The organism is Kitasatospora sp. NPDC056783, from assembly GCF_042789895.1.
Classification (GTDB): Bacteria; Actinomycetota; Actinomycetes; order Streptomycetales; family Streptomycetaceae; genus Kitasatospora.
Map to the genome: position 1 here is coordinate 14,000 of NZ_JBHUAF010000026.1, position 21,924 is coordinate 35,923.

The following is a 21,924-nucleotide window of genomic DNA, read 5'->3' on the forward strand; positions in this document are numbered from 1 at the left end:
CATGAGCTCGCCCTACCAGGACGCGCAGCGGATCGGCCAGGACGCCGTCCGCGCCGTGATCCTCGACCGCGCCATCTCCCTCCTCGTCGCCGAAGGCCCCGCCGGGCTGACCGTGCGCCGGATCGCCGCCGAGATCGGCTCCTCGACCAAGGTGCTGTACACGATGTTCGGCGGGAAGGAGGGGCTGCTCGACGCGCTGTACCGCGAGGGATTCGCACGGTTGCGCCGGGCGCAGGAGCAAGTCCCGCTCGGAGACGACCCGTTGGCCCATCTGACCGAACTCGGCCGGGCCTACCGGGAGCGTGCGATCACCGAACCCGCCTACTACCGCGTGATGTTCGAGCAGCCGGTGCCCGGATTCCGGCCCAGCGCCGAGGCGTTGGCGGTGGCGGACGGCGCGTTCGACGCCTCGGTCGCCGCCGTGGACGCCTGCATGGCGGCCGGGGTCTTCCGGCCCGGCGACGCCCACGAGGTCTCCAAGCTCTTCTGGGCGGCCACCCACGGCGCGGTGAGCCTGGAGCTGGCCGGCCACTTCGCGCCGACCGAGGCCGGGGCGCGTTACGAGGTGCTGATGGCCGCACTGGGGCGGGCGTTCGGCAGCGGCACCCCATCACCCGACGAGAGGCCCGCACCATGAGCACCCGCAGCACGAGCACTGGCACCACGGGCACCCGCACCGCGAGCACTATGAGCACCACGAGCACCACGGGAACCGGCACCACGAGCGCCACGAGGGCGCCCGGCACCACCCGCCGCAACCGCTACCTGTCCGGGAACTTCGCCCCGGTGACCGAGGAGGTCACCGTCCACGACCTGCCCGTCACCGGCCGTGTCCCGGCCCACCTCGACGGCCGCTACCTGCGCAACGGCCCCAACCCGCTGGGCATCGAGGACCCGGCCGCGCACCTGTGGACCCTCGGCGCAGGCATGGTGCACGGCGTCCGCATCCGGGACGGACGCGCCGAGTGGTACCGCAACCGCTGGGTCCGCTCCGGCGCCGTCGCCGACCACCTCGGCGAGCCCCGGCGCGGCACCCCCGTCGACGAACGGCTGGACATCTCCCCGAACGTGCAGGTCGCGGGCCTCGCCGGGCGCACCTACGCGCTGATCGAGGGCGGCATCCGCCCGTACGAGCTCGGCTACGAGCTGGACACGCTGGGGCCGTGCGAGCTGGGTGCCACGCCGGAGGGGTACAGCGCCAACGCCCACTCGATCCTCGACCCGCACACCGGGGAACTGCACTCGCTGGCGTTCCGGTACGGATCGGAGCAGGTCCAGCACATCGTGATGGACGCCACCGGCACCGTGCGCCGCAGCACCCTGATCGACGTGCCCGGGAACCCCTACATGCACGACTTCGCGCTCACCGAGCGGTTCGTGCTGCTGTACGACACCCAGGTGGTGTTCAGCGCGGCGCACCTGGCCACCGGCGTGCCCTTCACCTGGGACGACCGGCGGACCGCCCGGGTCGGGGTGATGCCGCGCGAGGGCGGCCCGGTGCGGTGGTTCGAGCTCACGCCGCACCTGGTCGGGCACACCCTCAACGCGTACGAGCGGACGGCGGACCGCCTGGTCGTCGACGTCGTGCGGCACCCGCCGGGCATGGACCTGCGCGACATCGGCGCGAGCCGGCCCACCCTCGACCGCTGGACGCTCGACCTGGCGGCCGGAACGGTGCGGGAGGAGCGGCTGGACGACCGGGTCCAGGAGTTCCCGCGTGTCAACCCGCGCCACACCGGACGCCCCTACCGTTACGGCTACGCCGCCGCCGTCGAGCTCTACGCGCCGCCCGCCGGCCCCGATGACGACCGCCCCGGGGAGGGCTTCAGCAACGCCCTGCTCAAGCACGACCTGGAGCGGGGCACCGTCGAGGCCCATGAGTTCGGGCGCGACGGCGCGGTGGGCGAGGCGGTGTTCGTCCCCGCCGAGTCGCCGACGGCGGAGGACGACGGGTACCTGATGGCGTACGTCTTCGACCCCGCCCGGGGCGCGACGGACCTGGTGATCCTCGCCGCCCAGGACTTCACCGGCGAGCCCGTCGCCCGCGTCCACCTGCCGGTGCGGGTGCCGCTGGGCCTGCACGGGAACTGGGTGCCGGGCGGCGAGCCGGGCCGGGGCGCGAGCGGGGGCACGCGCCGGGGCGCGGGCGGGGACACCGGCTGGAACTGAGGGGCCGGGGGCCGGGGACCAGGCCATGGCCGGGGTTTTCCCTGCTCTTTGTTCCGGATCATGGCTCGCTCTGCGACGATCCGATGATCGTCGCCCCGACGCGGTGGGCGACGCGTCGCAGGGGAGAGACCGGCATGGCCGTGTGGCCCGAGGACAGTGTCGTCCGGGCGAGGTGGAGCGCCAGGCTCGCCTGGGGCAAGGAGACCTGGATGGTGGTCTCCGGCGGAGTGCTGGGAGCGATGTTCGCGAGCATGGGGCTGGCGGTGCTGTTCGGCCCGGCGAACGGGTTCGGTGGCGACAGCCTCGCATACATGGGGATCATCAGCATCCTCGGGCTGATGCCCTGCGGCGCGGGCTTCGTCTGGGCGCTGATCCACCCCAGGGCCGGTCTCCCCTCGGTCGCCCTCGGGGGGCTGCTGGGGCTCGCGGTCTTCGTCGGCTTCGCCGGGGACGGCCTCAACGACTCCTGGAAGGCGGCGCCGGACCGGCCGTCCACGATCCGCGCCGTGGGCAGCTGGACCAGCGGGGACCTGGTGGTGCGGGTCCGACCGGACCTGGTGGTGGCGTACCGCGGCTCCACCGGGGCCGTCCTCTGGCGCTGGACCCCGCCCGGCGAGGACTCGGTCTGCGCGATGAGCCGGGGGACCGGGCCCGGCGGCCCGGCCCGGGGCGGCGTCGTCGGACTGATCGGCCACTCGCCGCACGACAAGCCGTGCGCCGCCGTCACCGCGCTCGACCTCGCCGACGGCACGGAGGGCTGGACCGCCACCGTCGACGCGCCGGCCCGGGACGGGGACGACGCCACCCCGGACGTGGTCGCCGTGGCCGGGCAGCAGGCCCTCCTCCAGGAGCGGACCGGCTGGCACGCGGTACGGCTGGCGGACGGCCGGGACGCCTGGCGCAGCACGGCCGACCCCGGGTGCGCCCCCTTGCAGGTCGCGGGCGGCCCCGGGGACGCCGTCACGGTCGCCCAGTGCGGTGACGCGGCGCCCGTGCTGCGCTCGCTGGCGCCCTCCGACGGGCGGGAGCTGCGGCGGATCGACCTGCCCGCCGGCGGGCTGCGGAACCTCGCGGTGGTGTCCGTGGACCCGCTCGCGGTCTGGGTCGACGCCCAGGCCGAGCGCGGCACCCACGCGGTGCTCAGCTACGACCGGGGCGGCCGGCAGCGCGCGGCGATACCGGTCGCCGGGGACGAGTACGACCTGGACGTGATGCTCGGCGGGCTGCACGCCTTCGACGAGTTCAACGCCCGGCCGCTGTTCGGCGGGGTGGTCGTGGGCGACCTGTTCATCGTGCCGGGGGAGAAGCCGGGCGACGTCGGCATCAGCGGCGGCAAGCACCCGAGCCGGACCGCCACCGGCCGGCTGCTGGCGTACTCGCTCGCGGACGGCGGCAAGCGGTGGACGGCGGGGCTGGACGACCAGGTGACCGGCCTGGCGGTGGACGGCGGCTCGGTGTGGGCGATGACCCGGGACCGGGTGACCAAGGTGGAGGCGGCGACCGGGCGGCAGAGCGCCGTGCTGGACGTCAACGACACCGCGTCGCTCTATCCGGTGGACCTGTCGGTGTCGGGCTCGGAGCGGTTCACGGTGGTCGCGGAGGACGGGACGCGGGACGAGCCGCCGGTGCGGGTGATGAGCTGAGCGGCGGGTGAGGAGCCCCGGGCGAGCCCGGCGGCGGACCCGGCGGCAAGCCCGGCGGCGGACCCGGCGGAGGATCTGAGCCTTCCGGGTGGTTGTGTCAGGCTGGTGGGGGAGTATCGCCGAGACCGGGAGACTCGTGATGGCCGAGATCAGGGTGAACGGGGTGGCGCTGCACTACGAGGCCCACGGCGAGGGCCCCGGCGTCGTCCTGGTGCACGGTTCCTGGAGCGACGCGGACTCCTGGGCGCGGGTGCTGCCGGGCCTGGCGGAGTCCACCACCGCGGTCGCCTACGACCGCCGGGGGCACAGCCGCAGCGAGGACCCGCTCACCCAGGGATCGGTGTACGAGGACGCGGCCGACCTGGCCGGGCTGATCCAGGGGCTTGGTCTCGCGCCCGCCTTCGTCTACGGCGACTCCTACGGCGGGCTGGTGACGCTCCGGCTCTCCGCCGCCCGGCCCGACCTGCTGCGGGGGATCGCCGTGCACGAGCCGCCGGGCACCGGCATCCTGCTCGCCGACCCGGAGCTGCGCCCGATCGGCACCGACTTCGCGGACCGGATCACCGCGGTCCGGGAGCTGCTGGAGCAGGCCGAGTCCGCCGCGGCCGCCGAACTGTACGTGGACAGCCTCGCCTTCGGCCCGGGCGCCTGGGAACAGCTGCCCGCGCCGGTCCGGCACGCCTACATCCGCAACGCGCCCACCTACCTGGACGAGCTGCGCGACCCGGACGCCCTCGACCTCGACCTCACCGGGCTGTCAGGGTTCGGCGAACCGGCCCTGCTCACCCAGAGCGACGACAGCGCGCCCATGTTCGGCGAGGTGCTGGACCTGATCGACCTCACCCTCCCGGTGGCGGAACGCCACCTGTACGAGGGCGCCGGGCACGCGCCGCACCTGTCGCAGCCGGAGGAGTGGGTACGGGTGGTGCTACCGAGGGCGCTGGCGTGACCCCTCCGGCCGGGCCGCTCCGCACGGAGGCGGAACGGCCCGCCGCCGCTTCAGAGTTCGGCCGCGCCCCAGCCGTCGTCGGCCGGCGACTCCGGCTCGGGGCAGTCGACGTGCTCGTAGCCCCACAGCACCGCCTTGTGCAGCATCCACTCCGGCAACGGCGGCTGGTCGTAACCGTCGCGGTCGACGAGCACCAGCCCGACCCGCACCTCCTCGGCCGGTGAGAACTCCAGGGTCCGCTGGCCCGGGAGGTTCTCGTACGCCACCGTCCGCCAGTCGTGGCCGGTGGCGATCAGCGCGGCCATCAACTCGGCCTCGGTGACCCGGGAATCGAGCGTCACCGGCTCGCCGTCAGGCCGGGGGAGGTCGAGTTCACCGTGCCAGACGGGCAGGGAGAGCGAGTGGAGCCGGCGGCAGCGGCAGAACACCGTCCGCACGTCGCCCCAGCCGAAGGCGTGCGGCCAGGGGGACTGCTTGTGGACGCGCCCGCCGTCCCAGGGCTCGCCGTAGCGGGCGGCGAGTTCGGGCAGCGAGGCGCCGTAGCGCAGCTCGCCGAGGCCGCCGGTGGTGGCCAGCGCCGTGACGAGGGGGAGGAAGCCCGTCAGCCCAGGCACGCCCGCACCGCCTCGATCAGCCGGTTCGCCCGGGCGTCGCCGTGGCCGATCATCCGGTTGGCGACGTAGCCGAAGCCGACGCCGAACTCGTCGTCACCGAAGGCGAACTGGCCGCCCGCGCCGTCGTTGCCGAAGCTGCGCGCGCCGAGCAGCGGGCGGAAGGCGGGGGAGTCGAGCAGCAGGCCGGAGCCCCAGCGGGCGCCCATGTCGAAGCCCAGGAAGCCCGCGCCGGAGGAGACTTCACGCACCGCGTCGGTGACGGTGTCGGGGGAGAGCAGGCGGGGCGATCCGTCCAGCCCGGTGACCGCCGCCGCGTAGACCCCCGCCAGACCGGTGGCCGAGGCGACGGCGCCCGCGCCGGGCAGCTCGATCGCGTGCAGGTCCGGGTCGTTCCAGCCGTGCGGCACGTCCAGACCGGGGAAGGCCAGCGCGCCGTTCATGGTGACGATCCGGGTGAGCAGGTGCTCCGGACCGGGCATCGGACGGCGCCCGTCAGCCTCCACCAGCCGGGCCAGCAGCGGCAGTTCACTCTCCGGAAGGCCGATCCAGAGCGGCAGGCCGAGCGGCTCGGCGATCTCCTCGCGCAGGAACGCGCCCGGGGTCAGCCCGGTGATCCGGCGGATCACCTCGCCGACCGCGAAGCCGAGCACATGGCCGTGGTACTCGTACGTCGTGCCCGGCTCCCACAGCGGCCGCTGCGCCTCGATCGCACGGATCACCGGATCCCAGGCGGCGACCTCCTCGAAGGGGAGCACCGCGTCCAGGGCCGGGATGCCGGCGCGGTGGCCGAGGACCATCCGGGTGGTGATCGCCTGCTTGCCGTTCCGGGCGAACTCCGGCCAGTACCGGGCGACCGGGGCGTCCAGGTCGAGCCGGCCCCGCTGGGCCAGCAGGTGCGCGGAGATGCTCACCGCGCCCTTGGCACAGGAGAACACCGGCACCAGGGTGTCCCGCGTCCAGGCCCGCCCGGTGCGCTCGTCGGCCGTGCCGCCCCACAGCTCGACCACCTTCCGGCCACCGGCGAACACCGTGACGGCGGCGCCCAGTTCGGGGAACTCGGCGAAGTTGGCGGCGAAGACGTCCGCGACGGCACCGAAGCGTTCGTCGGCCCAGCCCTGGAACTGCTGCATGGTGTGGTGCCCCGTTCTGCCCTGTTCCGCTCTCAAGATCGACCGAACCACGCTACGGGAGCCGGGCGGCCGTGACGAGTGGATTTCGCCGGGTCGGGGCGGGTGGGGCGGGTGTGGCAGACTCGCCCGCCGAAGCGGAGGAGATCACGTGGATCGCGGGGATCGCGGGGAACTGACGGCACTGACGGCGCTCTGGGAGCGCCGGTGGCCCGGGACGGAGCCCATCGGATGGGAGCTCGGCCGAGGTGACCGGGACGTCTGGGTGCGCTTCCACAGCCTGCCGGAGTCCAAGCGCTACCCCGACGACGAGAGCGAGTACGCGATCGTCCTGGAACGTCACAACACCGTGCTGGACGAGCTGTTCGCAGGCTCCGAGGTGTACGTCATGGTCCCGAGGTGGTCAGACCGGTCGAGCGCGCCCCGGATGAACCGGGACGCGAGGCGCTGGCGGACCTGGCTCCGAGCCGATGACACCGTTCCGGAGCTCAGCTTCTACTGCCACGTGTTCGTGGAACGGCGGCAGTGGCGGTGGGGCGGCCTGGACCGGCTGCTGCGCCGGGTCGCCGACGACATCGAGGGCGGTGTGATCATCGCCGGCCCCGGCCTGCGGCGGCTGTACCACCCGTACGACGGCGGCGCGGACGTCTACCTGACCACGGCCGAGGAACGCGACCGGCTGAAGGAGCGGCACGCCGAGTGGCTGTCGCCGTACCCGAGTGGCATGTGACGGCTCCGGCGCGCGAAGGTTTGCCGCAGCCCCGGTCCGCCGCGCACAGTGTCCGGAGCGCATGGACGATCACGTGCGCGGTGAGCGAGGGAGTGACCCATGGCCGTCAGTCTGAGCAAGGTCGAGCAGAGCGCACCCGCGCTGGTGAGCCTCTACAAGAAGGCCGGCGCCTCGGTGGAGCGGCGCGGGCTGAGCGGCCGGCGGCTGGCGGTGTACCTGGTGGTCGACTACTCCGGCTCGATGCGGGCCTACTACAAGGACGGCAGCGTCCAGGCGCTCGCCGACCGGGTCCTGGGCCTGTCCGCCCACCTGGACGACGACGGGAGCGTGCCGGTCGTCTTCTTCTCCACCGAGGTGGATGCCCAGGAGGAGATCGAGCTGGAGCACCACGAGGGCTGGATCGACCGGATCGTCGCGGGCCTCGGCCACATGGGCAAGACCAGCTACCACCTGGCGATGGACGCGGTGGTCCGGCACTACCTCGCGAGCGGCGCCACGGACCCGGCCTTCGTCGTGTTCCAGACGGACGGCGGGCCGATCAGCAAGGCCGCGGCGGAGGCCCGCCTGTGCGAGGCGGCGAAGCTGCCGATCTTCTGGCAGTTCGTCGGCTTCGGCGACCCGGACAGCCGTCAGTTCGAGTTCCTGCGCAAGCTCGCCGGCCTGGCCGTCCCGCAGAAGCGGCCCGTCGACAACGCGGCCTTCGTCCACCTGGGACGCGACCCCCGGACGGTCTCCGACGACGAACTGTACGACCTGCTGCTCGCGGACCTTCCGGCGTGGCTGGCCGCCATCCGGGCCCAGGGCATCACGCCTCCGGGCCCGGGGGCGCGGGTGTCGGTACCCGCTCCGGCCGCCGCGCCCGGCGCGGATGCTCGGGCCTCGCTCGCTCCGGCCGCGCTCGCTCCGGCCTCGCTCGCTCCGGCCGCTCCGGCCGCGCCGGTCACGAAGCAGCCGCAGCGCCGGGGGCTCAAGGCGGCCCTGGCCTCGTGGTTCGGCAAGCGGGGGGCGTGAGCCCGGCGCGGGCGGCCCGTCAGGGGGCGGCGGGGTTCACGAGCTGTGGTCGAACTCCCGCCGCGACGCCGTGTCGACCGGCGACGTGCGGGCGTCGACCGGGACCGTGCCGGAGACGACCGGAGCAGTACCGGAGACGACCGGCGACGTGCGGGCGGCCGGGCGCAGCAGCACCGCGCAGGCGAGGGCGGCCAACAGCGCGAGTGAGGCGGAGACCAGCAGGCACAGCCGCATGCCGTCCAGGAAGGAGCCGCCCAGCGCGCCGAGGGCCTGACCGGTGGCGGGGCCGAGATCGAGCGCCGCGACGGCGCCGAGCCCCTGCTCACGGGCGGTGCGGACGATCCCGTCGCCGAGGGCGGCCGGCACTCCGGCGTCCGCGAGGTGCCCGGGGAGCGCGTGCAGGGCGCGGGTGGTGAGCAGTGCTCCGAGCACGGCGGGGCCGAGGGCGCCGCCGACCTGGCGGATGGCGTTGTTGCCGGCCGCGGCCATTCCGGCCAGGTGGAAGGGGACGGAGGAGACCGCGGAGGCGGTCATCGGGGTGAGGACCGCGCCCATGCCGAGGCCGAGCAGCACCATCCGCCAGGCCAGGGCGGGGTAGGAGGTGTGGGCGTCGAGCCCGGTCATCGAGAGCATCGACGCCGCGACCGCCACCAGCCCGGAGGTGATCAGCACCCGCGGCGACACCCGGTGCATCAGACGGCCGACCGGGATGCTCGCGACCAGTGACGTCCCGGCCACCAGCACCATCCGCAGTGCCGCCTGCATCGTGCTCAGGTGCTGAACCATGCCGAAGTACAGGCTGAGCACGAAGAAGAACCCGATCAGACCGAGGAAGCTGACCATGGCGACCAGCGCGGTCGCGGTGAACGCGGGGCTGCGGAACAGCGCCGGGTCCAGCATCGGGGCGGAGCTGCGGAGTTCGACCAGGACGAACGCGACGGCGCCGGCCGCGCCGAGCGCCAGCGCGATGATCACGGCGGGCCTGCCGAAGCCCTCCGCGCCGCCCTCGATGACGCCGTACACGAGCGCGGTGACCGCGACGGCGGCGGTGATCTGACCGGGCCAGTCGAGCCGGCGGCCGTGCGGGGCGCGCGAGTCGGGCAGCCGGAACGCGGCGGCGACCAGCACGGCCGCGGCGACCGGGACCGGCAGCAGGAAGATCCAGCGCCACGCGACGTGCTCCAGCAGCACACCGGCGATCAGCGGGCCCGCGGCCAGCGAGGCCAGCATGGACATCGCCCAGATGCTGATGAACCTGCCCCGCTCGCGGTGGTCGGGGACGGCGTGGCTGATCAGCGCCAGCGTGGTGGGCAGCAGAGCGGCCGCGCCGATGCCGGAGGCGGCCTGCCCGATCCACAGCGTCTCCACCGAGTCGGACATCAGCGACACGGCGGCGCCCAGCGCGCAGAACGCCATTCCGGCCTGGAAGACCTGCTTGCGGCCGTGCACGTCGCCCCAGACGCCGGTGGTCAGGATCAGCGCGGCCATCGGCAGCACGAACGCGTCGGACACCCAGGACAGTTGGGAGGTGGACGCGCCCAGCGCGCGTTGGATCGCCGGGAGGCTCACCGACACGGTGGTGACGGGCAGGTAGGCCACGAAGACGCCCAGGCAGGCCATGACGAGCGTGGCGGCTCGCCCGGCCCGGGGTTCCGGCGTGGTTGCGGAGTTCACGGAGTCGTTCCTTCGGATGGGGTGGAGGCGCCCCGCGCGGGGCGCCGACGGTGCTGTGGGAGCGCCGACCAGCCTCCACCCTGCGGGCCGAAATCCCGCAGGCGATCCGGCCGGGCGTATTCAAACCTCTACGTCGGATCGCCTCGGTGGCATCATTTCCTCATGCCCGACGACCTGGACCGCAAAATCATCCACGCCCTCCGATGTGCGCCCCGGGTCTCCTTCCGGCGGCTCGGCGAGGTCCTCGACGTGTCCGAACAGACCGTGGCGCGCCGGTACAACGCCTTGTGCCGCAGCGGCGTGCTGCGGGTCGTCGGGACGGGCAACCCGGCCGTCCACGGTCAGGCCGAGTGGATCGCCCGGCTGCGCTGCCGGCCGGACGCCACGGGCCCGCTGGCGGGTTCCCTCGCCCGCAGGCCCGAGGTCGCCTACACCACCGTCGCCTCCGGCGGGTCGGAGATCATCTGCGTCATCCGTTCCCCCGCGGACATCTCCCGTGATGACCTGCTGCTGCGCCACCTCCCCCGGGCGGGCGCGGTCCTGGACGTGAGCCTCGACCTGGTGCTGCACGGTTTCGGCACCCCCGGCACCGCGGGCTGGACCGGACGCGAGGGCTCCCTCACCCCGGACCAGGTGCTCCGGCTGACGTCGGACCGCCCGGCTCCCGAAGGCCCGGTCCTGCCCGCCGCCGATGAGGACACCCCCCTGATCGACGCGCTGGCGGAGGACGGCCGGGCCACCCACACCCGCCTCGCCGAGCTCACCGGCTGGTCCAAACCCCGTGTCGCCCGGCGGCTGGAGGCCCTGGAGGCCGCCGGGTCCCTCACCTACGACATCGACGTGCTGCCCGAGCGCTTCGGCTACGAGGTCAACGCGACCCTGTGGCTCCAGGTGGGCCTGTCCCGGCTGCACCGGATCGGAGAGGAGGTCGCCGCCCACACCGAGTGCGCCTTCGCCGGTGCGATCAGCGGGCGCCACAACCTGATGGTCGTCGTCATCTGCCGGGACACCCCGGACCTCTACCGCTACCTCAGCGACCGGCTCGCCCACGTCGAGGGCATCAACGGCTACGAGATCAGCATCCGGGAACGCCGCCTCAAGCAGTCCGCCTCCCTCATCCACCATGGCCGGCTCGTCCCCCAGGCCATCGCCTGACCCGGCGCGCGCCCGCCCGGATTCCGGGGGCGGTGCGACTGTGGAGCAGCCGCGGGGCGGGGGCCTCCGGGCCAGGCCGGGCCGACTTCCCGGTCAGAGGTCGGGTGGCGGAGTAGGAAGTCGGCTCGGCCGACTTCCTACTCCGGGGGCTGGGCTATTCGGCGGGCCCGACCAGGTCGCCAGGGTCCGTGTTGGCGCCGCAGAGCACCACGCAGACCTTCTCGCCGTGGCCCGGCCGGTAGCCGTGGTCGGCGGCGAGCAGGCCCGCGAGGGCGGTGGCCGCGCCGTGCTCGACGGCGATGCGGCGGTGGTCCCAGAGAGTACGGCGGGCCCGGATGATCTCCGTGTCCGGGACCAGGACCGAGCGCACGTCCTCCTGCCGAGCGACGTCGAGGGCCGTGGCGGAGACGCGGCGGGCGCCGAGGGAATCGGCGGCCACCGAGCTCACGGGCACGTCGACCGGGCGGCCCGCTTCGAGAGCGGCGTTCAGCGCGCGGGAGTTCTCGGGTTCGACGGCGACGGTGCGGATGCCGTGGTGCCGGGCGGCGGTCGCGACGCCGGCGAACAGGCCACCCCCGCCGACCGCGACCACCACCGTGTCCAGCCCGGGAATCCGCTGGTGGATCTCGTCCAGGAGGGTCCCCGCCCCGGCGGCGATGAGCGGATGGTCGTAGGCGTGGGAGGCGAGCGCGCCGCTGGCGGCCGCGAACTCCTCGCAGGCCGCGAGGGCTTCGGCGTACTCCGTGCCGATGAGGCGGACATCGGCACCGTAGCCCCGAAGCTTGGCCACCTTCACCTCCGGAGCGGTGGCGGGGAGGAAGACCGTGGCGCGGACGCCCTGTTGTCGGGCGGCCCAGGCGCATGCCAGACCGGCGTTGCCGCCCGAGGCGATGGTCACCCCGGCGTCGGGGAGGGTGGCGGCCTCGCGGTGGGCCTGGAGGAAGTTCTGCGCGCCGCGCGCCTTGAAGCTGCCGGTGTGCTGCATGAACTCCAGGGCGAACCACACCTCGCAGGGCTGGTCGGGGGTGTCGTCCAGGGGGTCGCGGTGGGCGGTCCGGATCGCGCCCCGGTCGACCGGGGTGAGGGAGACCGGGCGGATGTGTCCGGATATCCGGTCGGCGGCGGCTTTGATGTCGCCGTACGTGAGCTGGTGCAACTTGGCGCTCCTTGGGGGAGAGGTCACGACCAGGCGATGAGACGGCTGATCCGCGATGCCCAGGCCGGGGGCAGGCCAGGGCATCGAGAGGCGGCGCGGGTCGCCGGTAGAGCGGTCGGACGGTCAGGCGGTGAAGCGGGGGTCGCGGGCTTCGACGGCCTGGATGAAGGCGGTCCATTCGGCGTGGTCGAAGGCGAGGTGGGGGCGGTCGGGGTTCTTGTCGTCGCCGACCCAGACGTCGCCGTTGTCGAAGCGCGCGACGACCACGCAACTGCCGTTGGAATCGGCAGAGAAGGGGGACTTGACCCACTCGGCGTCGGCAGGGTCGTGGACGTATGGGTCGTGCTTCTCGATCACGTGATCTCTTCCAACTTGCGTTCAAGGTGAGCAACGGTTGCGTCTGGCGAGAGCGCGCATCGCTTCAGCCGGGCGAAGGCCCGCTCGGCTCGCCGTACGTCGCGTCCCGATTTACGCGGGAGCATACCTCCGAGTGCCTCGATGAACGTGAAGCTCTCACCTGGCTCTCCAGGGAAGCGGAGAAGTGTGAGCCCGGATGCCAGAATCCCCTGTCGTCCGGCGCTGAGCGGGACCATGCGAACGGTGACATTCGAGTACTGGGCCACCTCTATGACGTGGCGGATCTGACCAGCGAGGATCTCCTTGTCGCCGCCAACCAGGAGAGCCACTTCACCGAAGTAGGCATCGAGCTTAAGGAGCGGTGCTTCGGTGAGCCTGCGCTGGCGAAGTATGCGGACCTCCGCAGCAGCCTCATTCTGGTCTTCGCTGAGGCCGTCGAGGCCACCAGCAATGGTCTCGCGTGCGTAGTCCTCTGTCTGTAGCAAGCCAGGGAAGCCGGACAAGTAGTACTCAAGCATCTGAGTGGCATCAGCTTCGAGGCTGAGGAACTCGGCGAACGCCGAACTGATGGTGTCGGCGAAGTCGTGGTCTTGCCACCAGTGCCTCGAAGGGCTGTCAGTGGCGAAGGACTCGATCTCGGCTCGCTCGGGGCCCGCGATCCCGCAGTGATCCAGGTAGACGGCCAAGTCGGACGCTGTCACCGGCAGGAGTGCTCGTTCGATCTTGCTGAGTCGAGCTGGGTTCCAGCCCTTCAGGCCGGCGGTTACCTCGGCGAGCGTCTTGTTGTTCTCGATCCGCCACGCTCGGAGCTCGTCTCCGAGGCGGATCTGCCTGATCGCTGACGGGTCCTTACTCAACACGTCTCTCCCTTGGTCCACCCCAGTCTCGCTGGCTGTGCCGCGAGGGCTCAAGCGAACCACAAGATCAACTAATTTATTTTTTTCTTGTGCAAGTTCGGGTTGCAAATTCGATTTCGCTTGCCCCACACTCACTGTGACCGCACGAACACGCCACTGAAGGTGTGGGGTGACTCATGTCCACCTTGCGTAACCCGGTCCTCCGAACCTGGGAGACCGTCCTCACCGAGCACTCGACCTCGGTCCGCACCGCCCGCCGTCTGATCCGCGAGCAGCTGAACTCCTGGAACTGGAGCGGCGATCCCGTCGACGACCTCGTCCTGATCGCCTCGGAGCTCGTCACCAACGCGGTGGTCCACGCCTGCCAGGGCCACGGCGAAATCCGGCTCTACCTCCAGGAGTTCGACGGCGACTGCCGCCTCGAAGTCTGGGACCCGCGCGGCGACCTCTCCGTCCGCCGGCCCCGGCCGCACCGCTTCGGCGAAGGCGGCCGGGGGCTCGAACTCGTCCGCCATCTCGCCTTCGACTCCGGTGTCACCGGCCGCTGCGACGGCGGCAAGCGGGTCTGGGTCCGCGTCCTGCTCGACCCGGCCGACAACACCCCCACCGATAACGCCGATTGATCCGAGGCCCCCATGCCCGACCTGCACCCCGCCGCCATCGCCCACCGCGACCCGGCGGCCCTCCTGGACCGCTGCGAGATCGGCGGCGTCCGGCGCGTCCACGGCGAGCCCGGCTACGAGTCGGGGGCCGTCCTCCCGGCCGGCGACTGGGCCCCGCTGTCCGACGACCTCCCCATGCGGTACGCCCCGAACATCTTCACCCAGGACAGCGGCCTGGTGGAGTTCTTCCGGCTCCCCGCCGTCGTCACCAACCCGTCCGCACTCGCCGCCCTGGTCGGTGAGTTGGGCGATCCAGCCCCGGTTCCGCTCGCCGCGACCTACGACCCGCCCGGCGAGCCGGTCACCCACTTCCTGCCGGAGAGCGGCCTGCGCCCCGGCCTGCACGTCGACAACCGCCAGAACCTCTCGTTCGCCGACTGTCGTGACGCTCCTCGCCGGTTCTGCGTCAACCTGGGCCCCGGCAGCCGTCACCTCCTGCTCGTGACCACTGCCATCACGTCCATGTGCAAGGTCGTCCACGAGCGCTTCGAGGCGCGCCGCCCGCAGACCGGCGACTTCTGGTCGTACCTGGCCGCGCGGCGGCAGGTCAGTGTCCTGCGCATCCGCGTCGACCCGGGCGAGGGCTGGTTCGCGCCGACCGTGCTGCTCCCGTACGACGAGTCCACGGAGGACGAGGAGCTGCCGTCCGCCACGGCCTCCTGGCTGGGGCGCTGGGGTCGGGGCTGTTTCGGCCCGCTGATCTGACCATCAGTTACTCTCCGCGCACGACCGTCGAAGGGGTGACCGGGTGGGGTGTCGGTGCACGCATCGGAGCGCGGCGAAGTCATGGGGCGTGAAGGTGCTGCTGCGCGCCCCACAGCCTCCACGCGCATGAAGAGGCCGGGGATCGATTCCTCGATCCCCGGCCGAAGGTCATGCCGAGAGACGGTCAGCCGAAGCAGTAGTTGCGGTTGCCCTGCTGGCCGCCGTTGGTGTTGGTGGCCCAGCTGGCGGGGCCGCCGTTGGCCTTGTAGAAGACGAAGTTGCCGTCGTCCTGTAGCCGGGCGTCGCCGTTCGGGGCTCGGTTGAGTGAGCCCAGGGTGCAGACGTTGTTGCCGTTGCCGTCCTTCAGCGCGACATAGCCGAGGTAGGACCAGACGAGGCGAGTGACACCCCTGTTGTTGGTGCCGCTGGCCCAGAGTGGCGTGCCGGAGCCGTTGTAGAGCACCAGGTTGCCGTCGTACTGGAACGAGAGCGTGTATCCGTTGTCAGTCGACCCATACCCGGGGAACCAGTCCGTCTGGTTCAGGGTGAAGCTCGCGGCCGAGACGTCCGTCAGGTCCCCGGTCGCACCGGCCTCGGTGGCGGTCAGGCTCAGCGCGGCCGTGACGGCTGTACCGATCACGGCGGCCTTGATCAGGGCGCGCCGCAGAACGCCGCCCCTGCGTGATTGCACGTGCATGTAGTGCTCCTTCCGACGGGAGGAACGATGCCGTGGTGCATGTACATGCTAGGGGGGAGGGATCCGAGCGCAAGCACTCCCAACCAGGTTGGCCAGTAGGCTGGTTGATGAGAATCCAGGGATGGAGGACAGCGCGGCGGCGCAGAGTGTCCGGCCGGTCCTGCGGGGGACATTGTTTCGACCAGGTGAGGAGTGGTGTCCCACGGTCTAGCGGCCCTTGGGGCTGGGCAGGCTGGAGCGGAACGCCAGTGAAAGGGCCGATGATGACCGCAGTGCACGAATCCGTCCTCGACGCGATCGGCGGGACGCCGCTGATCCGTCTCGCCCGGCTCGGCGCCGGGCTGCCCGCGCCGATCTACGCCAAGGCCGAGTTCCTCAACATCGGTGGCAGCGTCAAGGACCGCGCCGCGCTCGGCATGGTCCTCGCCGCCGAGCGGGACGGGCTGCTGAAGCCCGGCGGGACGATCGTCGAGGCGACGTCGGGGAACACCGGCATCGGCCTGGCGATCGTCGGGCGGCAGCGTGGTTACCGGGTGATCGCCGGAGTCGCCGACAAGTCGTCGGCGGAGAAGGCGGACATCCTGCGGGCGTACGGGGCCGAGGTGGTGCTCGCCCCGACCGCGGTGCCGCAGGAGGATCCGCGGCACCTCTTCAAGGTGTGCGAACGCCTGGTCGAGGAGATCCCGGGCGCCTGGCTCGCCAACCAGTACGACAACCTGGCCAATCCCGATGCCCATGTCCGGACGACCGGCCCCGAGATCTGGGAGCAGACCCGCGGCCGGGTGACCCACTTCGTCGCGGGGGTCGGCACCGGCGGGACCATCACCGGCACCGGCGGCTACCTGAAGGAGGTGTCCGGCGGCGCGGTGACCGTGGTCGGCGCCGACCCGGAGGCCTCGTCCTACGGGGGCGGCGACGGCAGCCCCTGGTACGTGGAGAGCATCGGGCACTACCTTCACCCCGGCACCGCCGAGGACCGCTGGCCGCAGGCGCTGCGGTCGGAGCTGATCGACTCCTACGAGAGCGTCCCGGACCGCGAGTCGCTGCTGACCGCCCGCCGGCTCTCCCGGGAGGAGGGCCTGCTGGCCGGTCCGTCCTCCGGCACAGCCGTCGCGGCGGCCCTGCGGGTGGCGCGCACGCTCGGGCCGGACGACCTGGTCGTGGTCGTGCTGCCGGACTCGGGCCGCTCCTACCTGTCCAAGGTGCACAGCGACGCGTGGATGCGGGAGTGGGGCTTCCTGGAGGAGGGGGACGACACGCTCCGGCCGCTGCTCGACACCGCAGGCCCGCTGGTGACGGTCGGGGCCGACGCCACCGTCGGCGAGGCCCTGGAACTGCTGCGCGGTGCGCCGGGCGGCCTCGCCCCGGCCGCCCTGGCGCGGGCGGCGCGCCCGTTCGGGGTGGCCGCGACCGAGGTGGCCGGCTCGGTGTCCCGGGAGGTGCTGGCGGCGGCGCTCGCGGACGGCGCGGCCAAGCCCGGTGACCGGCTGGACGACCCGCTGGGCGGCCTGCTCGGGCCGGCGCTGCCGACAGTCGGCGTCGGGCAGTCGCCGGCCGAGGCGCGGGCGGCGCTGGGGGAGCGGCGTGCGGCGGTGCTGGTGCTGGTGGACGGCCGGGTGGCCGGGGTGCTGGGCCGGGAGGCGCTGGGCTAGGCAGTGCCCGGCCGTGTCTCGCGATTCCCGCCGGGCGCGCGAATCATGAGACGGCCCGGTCGTCTTCCGCGGGCGCCAGGATGGCGGAGATCACCCGGCCGAGGGTGCGGTCGAAGGTCCGGTCCGGATCGGCGGGCGGTCCGGCGGTGGCGAACGCCTGTGCCAGGTGCGGGAATTCGCCGCCGGCCGCCGCCTGGCCGAGGTAACCGACCAGCTCCGCCTGCCACTTGGCGCCCGCCGCGGCCGTCTGCTCGTACTGGGCGAACTGGCAGATGAAGCCGTTGAACAGTGCCATCGCCTCCATCCGGGCCCCGCCGCCGAGCCCGGTGGGGGCGGTGACGGCGAGGAAGTGGTCGGTGTAGCGCAGGGCGTTGGGGCCGAGGCTCGGACGGGCCAGCACCAGCGCGGGCAGCCAGGGGTGGCGGCGGAGGATGGCGAGCTGCTGGTGGGCGAGGGCGGTGAGGTCGGCCCGCACGTCGCCGCTCGGCTCGGACGGCAGGCGGTACTCGCCGGTGGCCGCGTCGAGCATCAGGTCGAGCAGGTGCTCCTTCTTCGGCACGTAGTTGTAGAGCGACATGGTGCCCGCGCCGAGTGCCGCCGCGACCCGGCGCATGGAGGCGGCGTCCAGGCCCTCGGCGTCGGCGATCGCGATGGCGGCCGCGGCGATGGAGTCGCGGCTGTGGGCCGGGCGCGGGCCGCGGCCGGTGCGCTCGGGGCGCAGCCAGATCGGCTCGGGGGCCTCGGGGGGTGTGGGCCTGCCGGGCTGCTGCGGCCGGTCGGGGCCGGTGGGGGGCTTGCTGGACGGCACTGGAAGATCACCTCGCCCGCCCATCTTAGATACGTACGCCGTACGTATTACGATGGCGCCCGAGCGCGCTTCTACGTACGCTGTACCTAGAGAAGGGCAGAGCCATGTCCGACACCGCCCGACCCGCCGCCGGCGCGGCGCCCGCCATCGAGATGGCGGGCGTGCGGAAACGCTTCGGCGCCACCGAGGCCCTGCGCGGCCTCGACCTCACCGTCCCGGCCGGCACCGTCTGCGGCCTGCTCGGCCCAAACGGCGCCGGCAAGACCACCGCCGTCCGCGTCCTCGCCACCCTGGTCGCCCCCGACCGCGGCACCGCCCGGGTCGCCGGCCGCGACGTCGTCCGCGACGCCGAGGGCGTCCGGCGCGCCATCGGCCTCGCCGGGCAGCACGCCGCCGTCGACGAGGGCATCACCGGCCGTGACAACCTCCGCCTGCTCGGCCGGCTGCACCGGCTCGGCGCCCGCCGGGCCCGGGAACGCGCCGACGAACTGCTCACCCGCTTCGACCTCGCCGAGACCGCGGACCGACTGGTCCGCACCTACTCCGGCGGCACGCGCAGGCGCCTGGACCTCGTCGCCAGCCTGGTCACCAGCCCGTCGGTGCTCTTCCTGGACGAGCCCACCACCGGGCTCGACCCGCGCAGCCGCCAGGCGATCTGGGACACCGTCAAGGAGCTGGCGCACGGCGGCACCACCGTGCTGCTCACCACCCAGTACCTGGAGGAGGCCGACCGGCTCGCCGACGACATCGTGGTGGTCGACCACGGCGCCGCCATCGCCACCGGACCGCCGGCCACGCTCAAGGCGGCGATCGGCAGCCAGGTCTCCGTCACCCTGGCCGACCCCGGGCAACTCGCCGCCACCGCCGTGGTGTTGTCCTCGATCACTGGTGGCGACGTCCAGGTGGACGTCGCCGAGCGGACCGTCACGGTGCTGACGTCGCCCGGGGCATCCGTCCTGCTGCCCGCGCTGGTGAGGGAGTTGGACGGCGCCGGGGTCGTCGCACAGGACGTCGGGGTGCGGTCGCCCTCACTGGACGACGTCTTCCTCGCGCTCACCGAAGGGAAGGCCGCCTGATGGCCACCGTCCTCCACGCCACCCGCCCCGCCCCGCGGCCGACCGCCGCGGCCCGCCTGGTCTCCGACACCGGGACGTCGATGCTCCGCGTCCTGCTCAACTACCGCCACTCACCCGGCCTGTTGGCCGCCTCGCTGGGCGTTCCGGTGGTGATGGTGGTGGTCTTCGGATACGTCTTCGGCAGTGCCATCCAGGTACCGGGCGGCGGCGACTACCGGGAGTTCCTGATGCCCGGCATGTTCGCCATGGTCGCCACCAACGGCGTCATGCCCACCATGGTCGGCGCCGCCCGCGACGTCGGGCGCGGAGTCACCGACCGGCTGCGCTCGATGCCGGTCTCCCGCACCGGACTGCTGCTCGGACAGACCCTCGCCGACCTGCTGGTCAGCGTGGTCGTCCTGGCCCTGCTGGCCCTGGTCGGCCTCGGGGCCGGCTGGCGAGCCCGGAACGGACTCGCCGACGCGGCGGGGGCGTTCGCCCTGCTGCTGCTCTTCCGCTTCGTGATGACCTGGGTCGGCACCCTGCTCGGCCTGGCCGTGGGGAAGGAGGAGGCGGCCGGACAGCTGTCCGTCGCGGTCTTCCCGCTGGCGATGGTCACCAACGCCTACGTGCCCACCGGCGGGATGCCCGGCTGGCTGCGCTTCCTCGCCGACTGGAACCCGATCAGCGCCGTCGTCCAGGCCTGCCGGGAGCTGTTCGGCAACCCCTCGGCGGCCGGTTCCGCCTGGCCGATGCGGCACGCCACCCTCGTCGCACTGCTCTGGAGCGCCGCCCTGCTCGCGGCCTGCGTGCCGCTCGCCGTGCGGAAGTTCGCCACCCACGGGCGGTGATCGGCGGCGTTCGGCGGCGTTCGGCGGAATGTGCTGGACACCGGGGCCGGCGCGGCCGAAGGTGGTTCGCCATGGAGTGCACCCACCTCGGCCGTACCGGCCTGACCGTCTCCCGCCTCTGCCTCGGCACCATGAACTTCGGCCGCCACACCGAGGAGTCCGAGGCCCACCGCCTGATGGACACCGCCCACGAGCGCGGCATCAACTTCTTCGACACCGCCAACGCGTACGGCCGCGACGGCGAGGGTAACCTCAAGGGCCGCACCGAGGAGATCATCGGCCGCTGGTTCGCCCAGGGCGGCGGCCGCCGCGAGCGCACCGTCCTCGCCACCAAGGTCTACGCCGACATGAGCGACTGGCCCAACGAGGGCAAGCTCTCCGCGCTCGCCATCCGCAAGGGCGTCGAGGCCAGCCTGCGCCGCCTCCGTGCCGACCACATCGACCTCTACCAGATGCACCACATCGACCGGGCCACGCCCTGGGAGGAGATCTGGCAGGCGATGGAGGTCCTGGTGGCCCAGGGCAAGATCCTCTACGTGGGCTCCAGCAACTTCGCCGGCTGGCACATCGCCCAGGCCCAGGAGGCCGCCCGCTCCCGGCACTTCCTCGGCCTGGTCAGCGAGCAGTCCCTCTACAACCTGCTCGACCGCGCCGTCGAACTGGAGGTCATCCCCGCCCTCCAGGGCTACGGCCTCGGGCTGATCCCGTGGTCCCCGCTGCGCGGCGGCCTGCTCGGCGGCGTCCTGCGCAAGGAGCGCGAGGGCACCCTCGGCCGCAGCGCGCTCGGCTACGCGAACGAGCTCCTCGCCGAGCACCGCGACCGCATCCAGGCCTACGAGGACTTCGCCGACGAGATCGGCACCGACCCGGCGGGCCTGGCCCTCGCCTGGCTGCTCTCCCGCCCGGCCGTCACCGCGCCCATCATCGGCCCCCGCACCGCGGCCCAGCTCGACGCCGCCATCGGGGCGCTCGACGTCCAGCTCGACCAGGAGACCCTCGACCGCCTCGACGAGCTCTTCCCGGGCCACCGGCCCGCCCCGGAGGACTACGCCTGGTAGCCGGACCGCGCCCACCGGCGCCTCGCTCACGCAGGACGAGGCCGCCCTCGACGCCCTCGACGCCCTCGACGCCCTCGACGCCCTCGACGCCCTCGACGCCCTCGACGCCCTCGACGCCCTCGACGCTCTCGACGCTCTCGACGCGCTCGGCCCGCTGGGCGTGCCGCGTGTCCGGCGTGACCACGCTACGGAGAGCCGCGGGCCGGGGCCTGAGCACGGCCGCTCAGCGGGTGCCGTGAGTTGTCCGGTCGCCCCCGCCGTGAGAGTTTCGGAGGATGGTGGATCAGGGCGGGGCGCGGCCGGAGGCGCCGGCGCGGCCGGTGCGGGTCGTGCACGAGGTGCCGTACCGCGCGCAGTGGGAGTCGGCGGAGCTGGTGCGGGAGATCGTCGAGGGGCGGCTGGACGCCGCCGAGGACCCGCGCTGGGGGCAGTCCGGCGCGGCCACCCCGGACGACTACGCGTGGTGGTCCTGGCGGCTGTGCGGGGTGGCCTGCCTGCGGATGGCGCTGGAGCACTGGTGGGGCGTGACCCCGGCGGCGATGACGCTCGCGGCCGAGTGCGAGGCGGCCGGGGCGTACCGGCGGGACGGCGACGGCCTGCGCGGGCTGATCCACGCGCCGTTCGCCGAGTACGTCGGGCGGCGCTGGGGACTGGCCGCGCGGGCACGGGAGTTGGCGCCCGAGGAGGTGTCGGCGGAGGTGGCCGGCGGGCGGCTGGTGATGGTGTCGGTGCACCCGTCGATCCGGGACCCGTACGGGCCGGAGCCGGCGCGGCGCGGCGGGCACCTGGTGCTGGCGGTGGGCGCCACGGACACGGCGCTGCTGATCCACAACCCGTCCGGGTTCCCCGGGGAGTCGCAGGCCTTCGCGCGCGTGCCGTGGCGGTCGTTCGGGCGGTTCTACGCCGGGCGGGGGATCGTCCTCGGCCCGCCGAAGGCCGCCTGACGTCGCTGACCGGGAACCGGTGACCGGCTGTCGGCCGCCGGTCACCGGCC

General features: G+C 73.1%; 21 protein-coding genes and 1 pseudogene. 14 read left to right on the forward strand and 8 right to left on the reverse strand.

The features are described from left to right. Position 1 precedes the first annotated feature (1 nt). The 4 genes from ACFRMQ_RS06785 to ACFRMQ_RS06800 all read left to right on the forward strand — a co-directional run bounded on the left by ACFRMQ_RS06785 (position 2) and on the right by ACFRMQ_RS06800 (position 4,761). Positions 2-637: a TetR/AcrR family transcriptional regulator gene (locus tag ACFRMQ_RS06785; RefSeq protein ID WP_380727704.1), complete on the forward strand. Its 636-nt coding sequence runs from the start codon at positions 2-4 to the stop codon at positions 635-637. After that, positions 634-2,169, forward strand: coding sequence for a carotenoid oxygenase family protein (locus ACFRMQ_RS06790; RefSeq protein ID WP_380727707.1), 1,536 nt, complete (start codon positions 634-636; stop codon positions 2,167-2,169). Before ACFRMQ_RS06785 ends, ACFRMQ_RS06790 begins: the two co-directional genes overlap by 4 nt. 134 nt (positions 2,170-2,303) lie before the next feature. Next, positions 2,304-3,812 (forward strand): PQQ-binding-like beta-propeller repeat protein, encoded by a 1,509-nt coding sequence (locus ACFRMQ_RS06795; protein ID WP_380727709.1) that lies wholly within the window; start codon positions 2,304-2,306, stop codon positions 3,810-3,812. 139 nt (positions 3,813-3,951) lie between these two features. Next, complete coding sequence (locus ACFRMQ_RS06800; protein ID WP_380727711.1) at positions 3,952-4,761, forward strand: alpha/beta fold hydrolase; 810 nt, start codon at positions 3,952-3,954, stop codon at positions 4,759-4,761. 50 nt (positions 4,762-4,811) lie between these two features. On the opposite strand, the gene ACFRMQ_RS06805 is transcribed toward ACFRMQ_RS06800, so the two are convergent. Together ACFRMQ_RS06805 and ACFRMQ_RS06810 are read right to left on the reverse strand one after the other, a co-directional pair. Beyond that, a complete protein-coding gene (locus ACFRMQ_RS06805) occupies positions 4,812-5,375 on the reverse strand; it encodes a hypothetical protein (protein WP_380727713.1) in 564 nt (187 codons plus the stop codon). Next, positions 5,363-6,505, reverse strand: a complete 1,143-nt coding sequence (locus ACFRMQ_RS06810) for a serine hydrolase domain-containing protein (RefSeq protein WP_380727715.1) — start codon at positions 6,503-6,505, stop codon at positions 5,363-5,365. Before ACFRMQ_RS06810 ends, ACFRMQ_RS06805 begins: the two co-directional genes overlap by 13 nt. A gap of 148 nt (positions 6,506-6,653) precedes the next feature. On the opposite strand from ACFRMQ_RS06810, the gene ACFRMQ_RS06815 reads away from it, so the two are divergent. Further along, on the forward strand, positions 6,654-7,232 hold the full coding sequence (locus tag ACFRMQ_RS06815; RefSeq protein ID WP_380727717.1) for a hypothetical protein: 579 nt from the start codon (positions 6,654-6,656) through the stop codon (positions 7,230-7,232). Between the two features lie 99 nt (positions 7,233-7,331). Beyond that, positions 7,332-8,048 (forward strand): annotated as a pseudogene (locus tag ACFRMQ_RS06820) (VWA domain-containing protein); the annotation flags it as partial. Positions 8,049-8,279: 231 nt separating this feature from the next. On the opposite strand, the gene ACFRMQ_RS06825 reads toward ACFRMQ_RS06820, so the two are convergent. After that, positions 8,280-9,863, reverse strand: a complete 1,584-nt coding sequence (locus ACFRMQ_RS06825) for an MFS transporter (RefSeq protein ID WP_380727755.1) — start codon at positions 9,861-9,863, stop codon at positions 8,280-8,282. 216 nt (positions 9,864-10,079) lie between these two features. Here ACFRMQ_RS06825 and ACFRMQ_RS06830 point away from each other — a divergent pair, with 216 nt between their 5' ends. Further along, positions 10,080-11,072, forward strand: coding sequence for an Lrp/AsnC family transcriptional regulator (locus ACFRMQ_RS06830; protein WP_380727719.1), 993 nt, complete (start codon positions 10,080-10,082; stop codon positions 11,070-11,072). Positions 11,073-11,226: 154 nt separating this feature from the next. Here ACFRMQ_RS06830 and ACFRMQ_RS06835 read toward each other — a convergent pair whose 3' ends face one another. From ACFRMQ_RS06835 to ACFRMQ_RS06845, 3 genes are all read right to left on the reverse strand, one after another. Continuing rightward, positions 11,227-12,228, reverse strand: coding sequence for a threonine/serine dehydratase (locus tag ACFRMQ_RS06835; RefSeq protein WP_380727721.1), 1,002 nt, complete (start codon positions 12,226-12,228; stop codon positions 11,227-11,229). Between the two features lie 123 nt (positions 12,229-12,351). Then, positions 12,352-12,585, reverse strand: coding sequence for a DUF397 domain-containing protein (locus ACFRMQ_RS06840; protein WP_380727723.1), 234 nt, complete (start codon positions 12,583-12,585; stop codon positions 12,352-12,354). After that, positions 12,582-13,442, reverse strand: coding sequence for a helix-turn-helix domain-containing protein (locus ACFRMQ_RS06845; protein ID WP_380727725.1), 861 nt, complete (start codon positions 13,440-13,442; stop codon positions 12,582-12,584). Before ACFRMQ_RS06845 ends, ACFRMQ_RS06840 begins: the two co-directional genes overlap by 4 nt. Before the next feature lie 176 nt (positions 13,443-13,618). On the opposite strand from ACFRMQ_RS06845, the gene ACFRMQ_RS06850 reads away from it, so the two are divergent. Continuing rightward, positions 13,619-14,065, forward strand: a complete 447-nt coding sequence (locus ACFRMQ_RS06850; RefSeq protein ID WP_380727727.1) for an ATP-binding protein — start codon at positions 13,619-13,621, stop codon at positions 14,063-14,065. Positions 14,066-14,077: 12 nt separating this feature from the next. Next, positions 14,078-14,809: a hypothetical protein gene (locus ACFRMQ_RS06855; protein WP_380727729.1), complete on the forward strand. Its 732-nt coding sequence runs from the start codon at positions 14,078-14,080 to the stop codon at positions 14,807-14,809. A gap of 184 nt (positions 14,810-14,993) precedes the next feature. Here the strand turns inward: ACFRMQ_RS06855 and ACFRMQ_RS06860 are convergent, their stop codons facing one another. Continuing rightward, positions 14,994-15,506, reverse strand: coding sequence for a hypothetical protein (locus ACFRMQ_RS06860; RefSeq protein WP_380727731.1), 513 nt, complete (start codon positions 15,504-15,506; stop codon positions 14,994-14,996). Between the two features lie 263 nt (positions 15,507-15,769). On the opposite strand from ACFRMQ_RS06860, the gene ACFRMQ_RS06865 reads away from it, so the two are divergent. Further along, positions 15,770-17,158 carry a pyridoxal-phosphate dependent enzyme gene (locus ACFRMQ_RS06865; RefSeq protein ID WP_380727757.1) on the forward strand — a complete coding sequence of 463 codons (1,389 nt, stop codon included), beginning with the start codon at positions 15,770-15,772 and terminating at the stop codon, positions 17,156-17,158. Between the two features lie 43 nt (positions 17,159-17,201). Here the strand turns inward: ACFRMQ_RS06865 and ACFRMQ_RS06870 are convergent, their stop codons facing one another. Beyond that, a complete protein-coding gene (locus ACFRMQ_RS06870; protein WP_380727733.1) occupies positions 17,202-17,966 on the reverse strand; it encodes a TetR/AcrR family transcriptional regulator in 765 nt (254 codons plus the stop codon). A 104-nt stretch (positions 17,967-18,070) separates the two neighbouring features. On the opposite strand from ACFRMQ_RS06870, the gene ACFRMQ_RS06875 reads away from it, so the two are divergent. The 4 genes from ACFRMQ_RS06875 to ACFRMQ_RS06890 all read left to right on the forward strand — a co-directional run bounded on the left by ACFRMQ_RS06875 (position 18,071) and on the right by ACFRMQ_RS06890 (position 21,874). Then, on the forward strand, positions 18,071-19,042 hold the full coding sequence (locus ACFRMQ_RS06875) for an ATP-binding cassette domain-containing protein (protein WP_380727735.1): 972 nt from the start codon (positions 18,071-18,073) through the stop codon (positions 19,040-19,042). Beyond that, entirely contained in the window at positions 19,042-19,872 is an 831-nt protein-coding gene (locus ACFRMQ_RS06880) for an ABC transporter permease (RefSeq protein WP_380727737.1), read from the forward strand. The genes ACFRMQ_RS06875 and ACFRMQ_RS06880 overlap by 1 nt, the downstream gene beginning before the upstream one ends. A 71-nt stretch (positions 19,873-19,943) precedes the next feature. Further along, positions 19,944-20,930: an aldo/keto reductase gene (locus ACFRMQ_RS06885; protein ID WP_380727739.1), complete on the forward strand. Its 987-nt coding sequence runs from the start codon at positions 19,944-19,946 to the stop codon at positions 20,928-20,930. Between the two features lie 275 nt (positions 20,931-21,205). After that, entirely contained in the window at positions 21,206-21,874 is a 669-nt protein-coding gene (locus tag ACFRMQ_RS06890) for a C39 family peptidase (RefSeq protein WP_380727741.1), read from the forward strand. Positions 21,875-21,924: the final 50 nt, after the last annotated feature.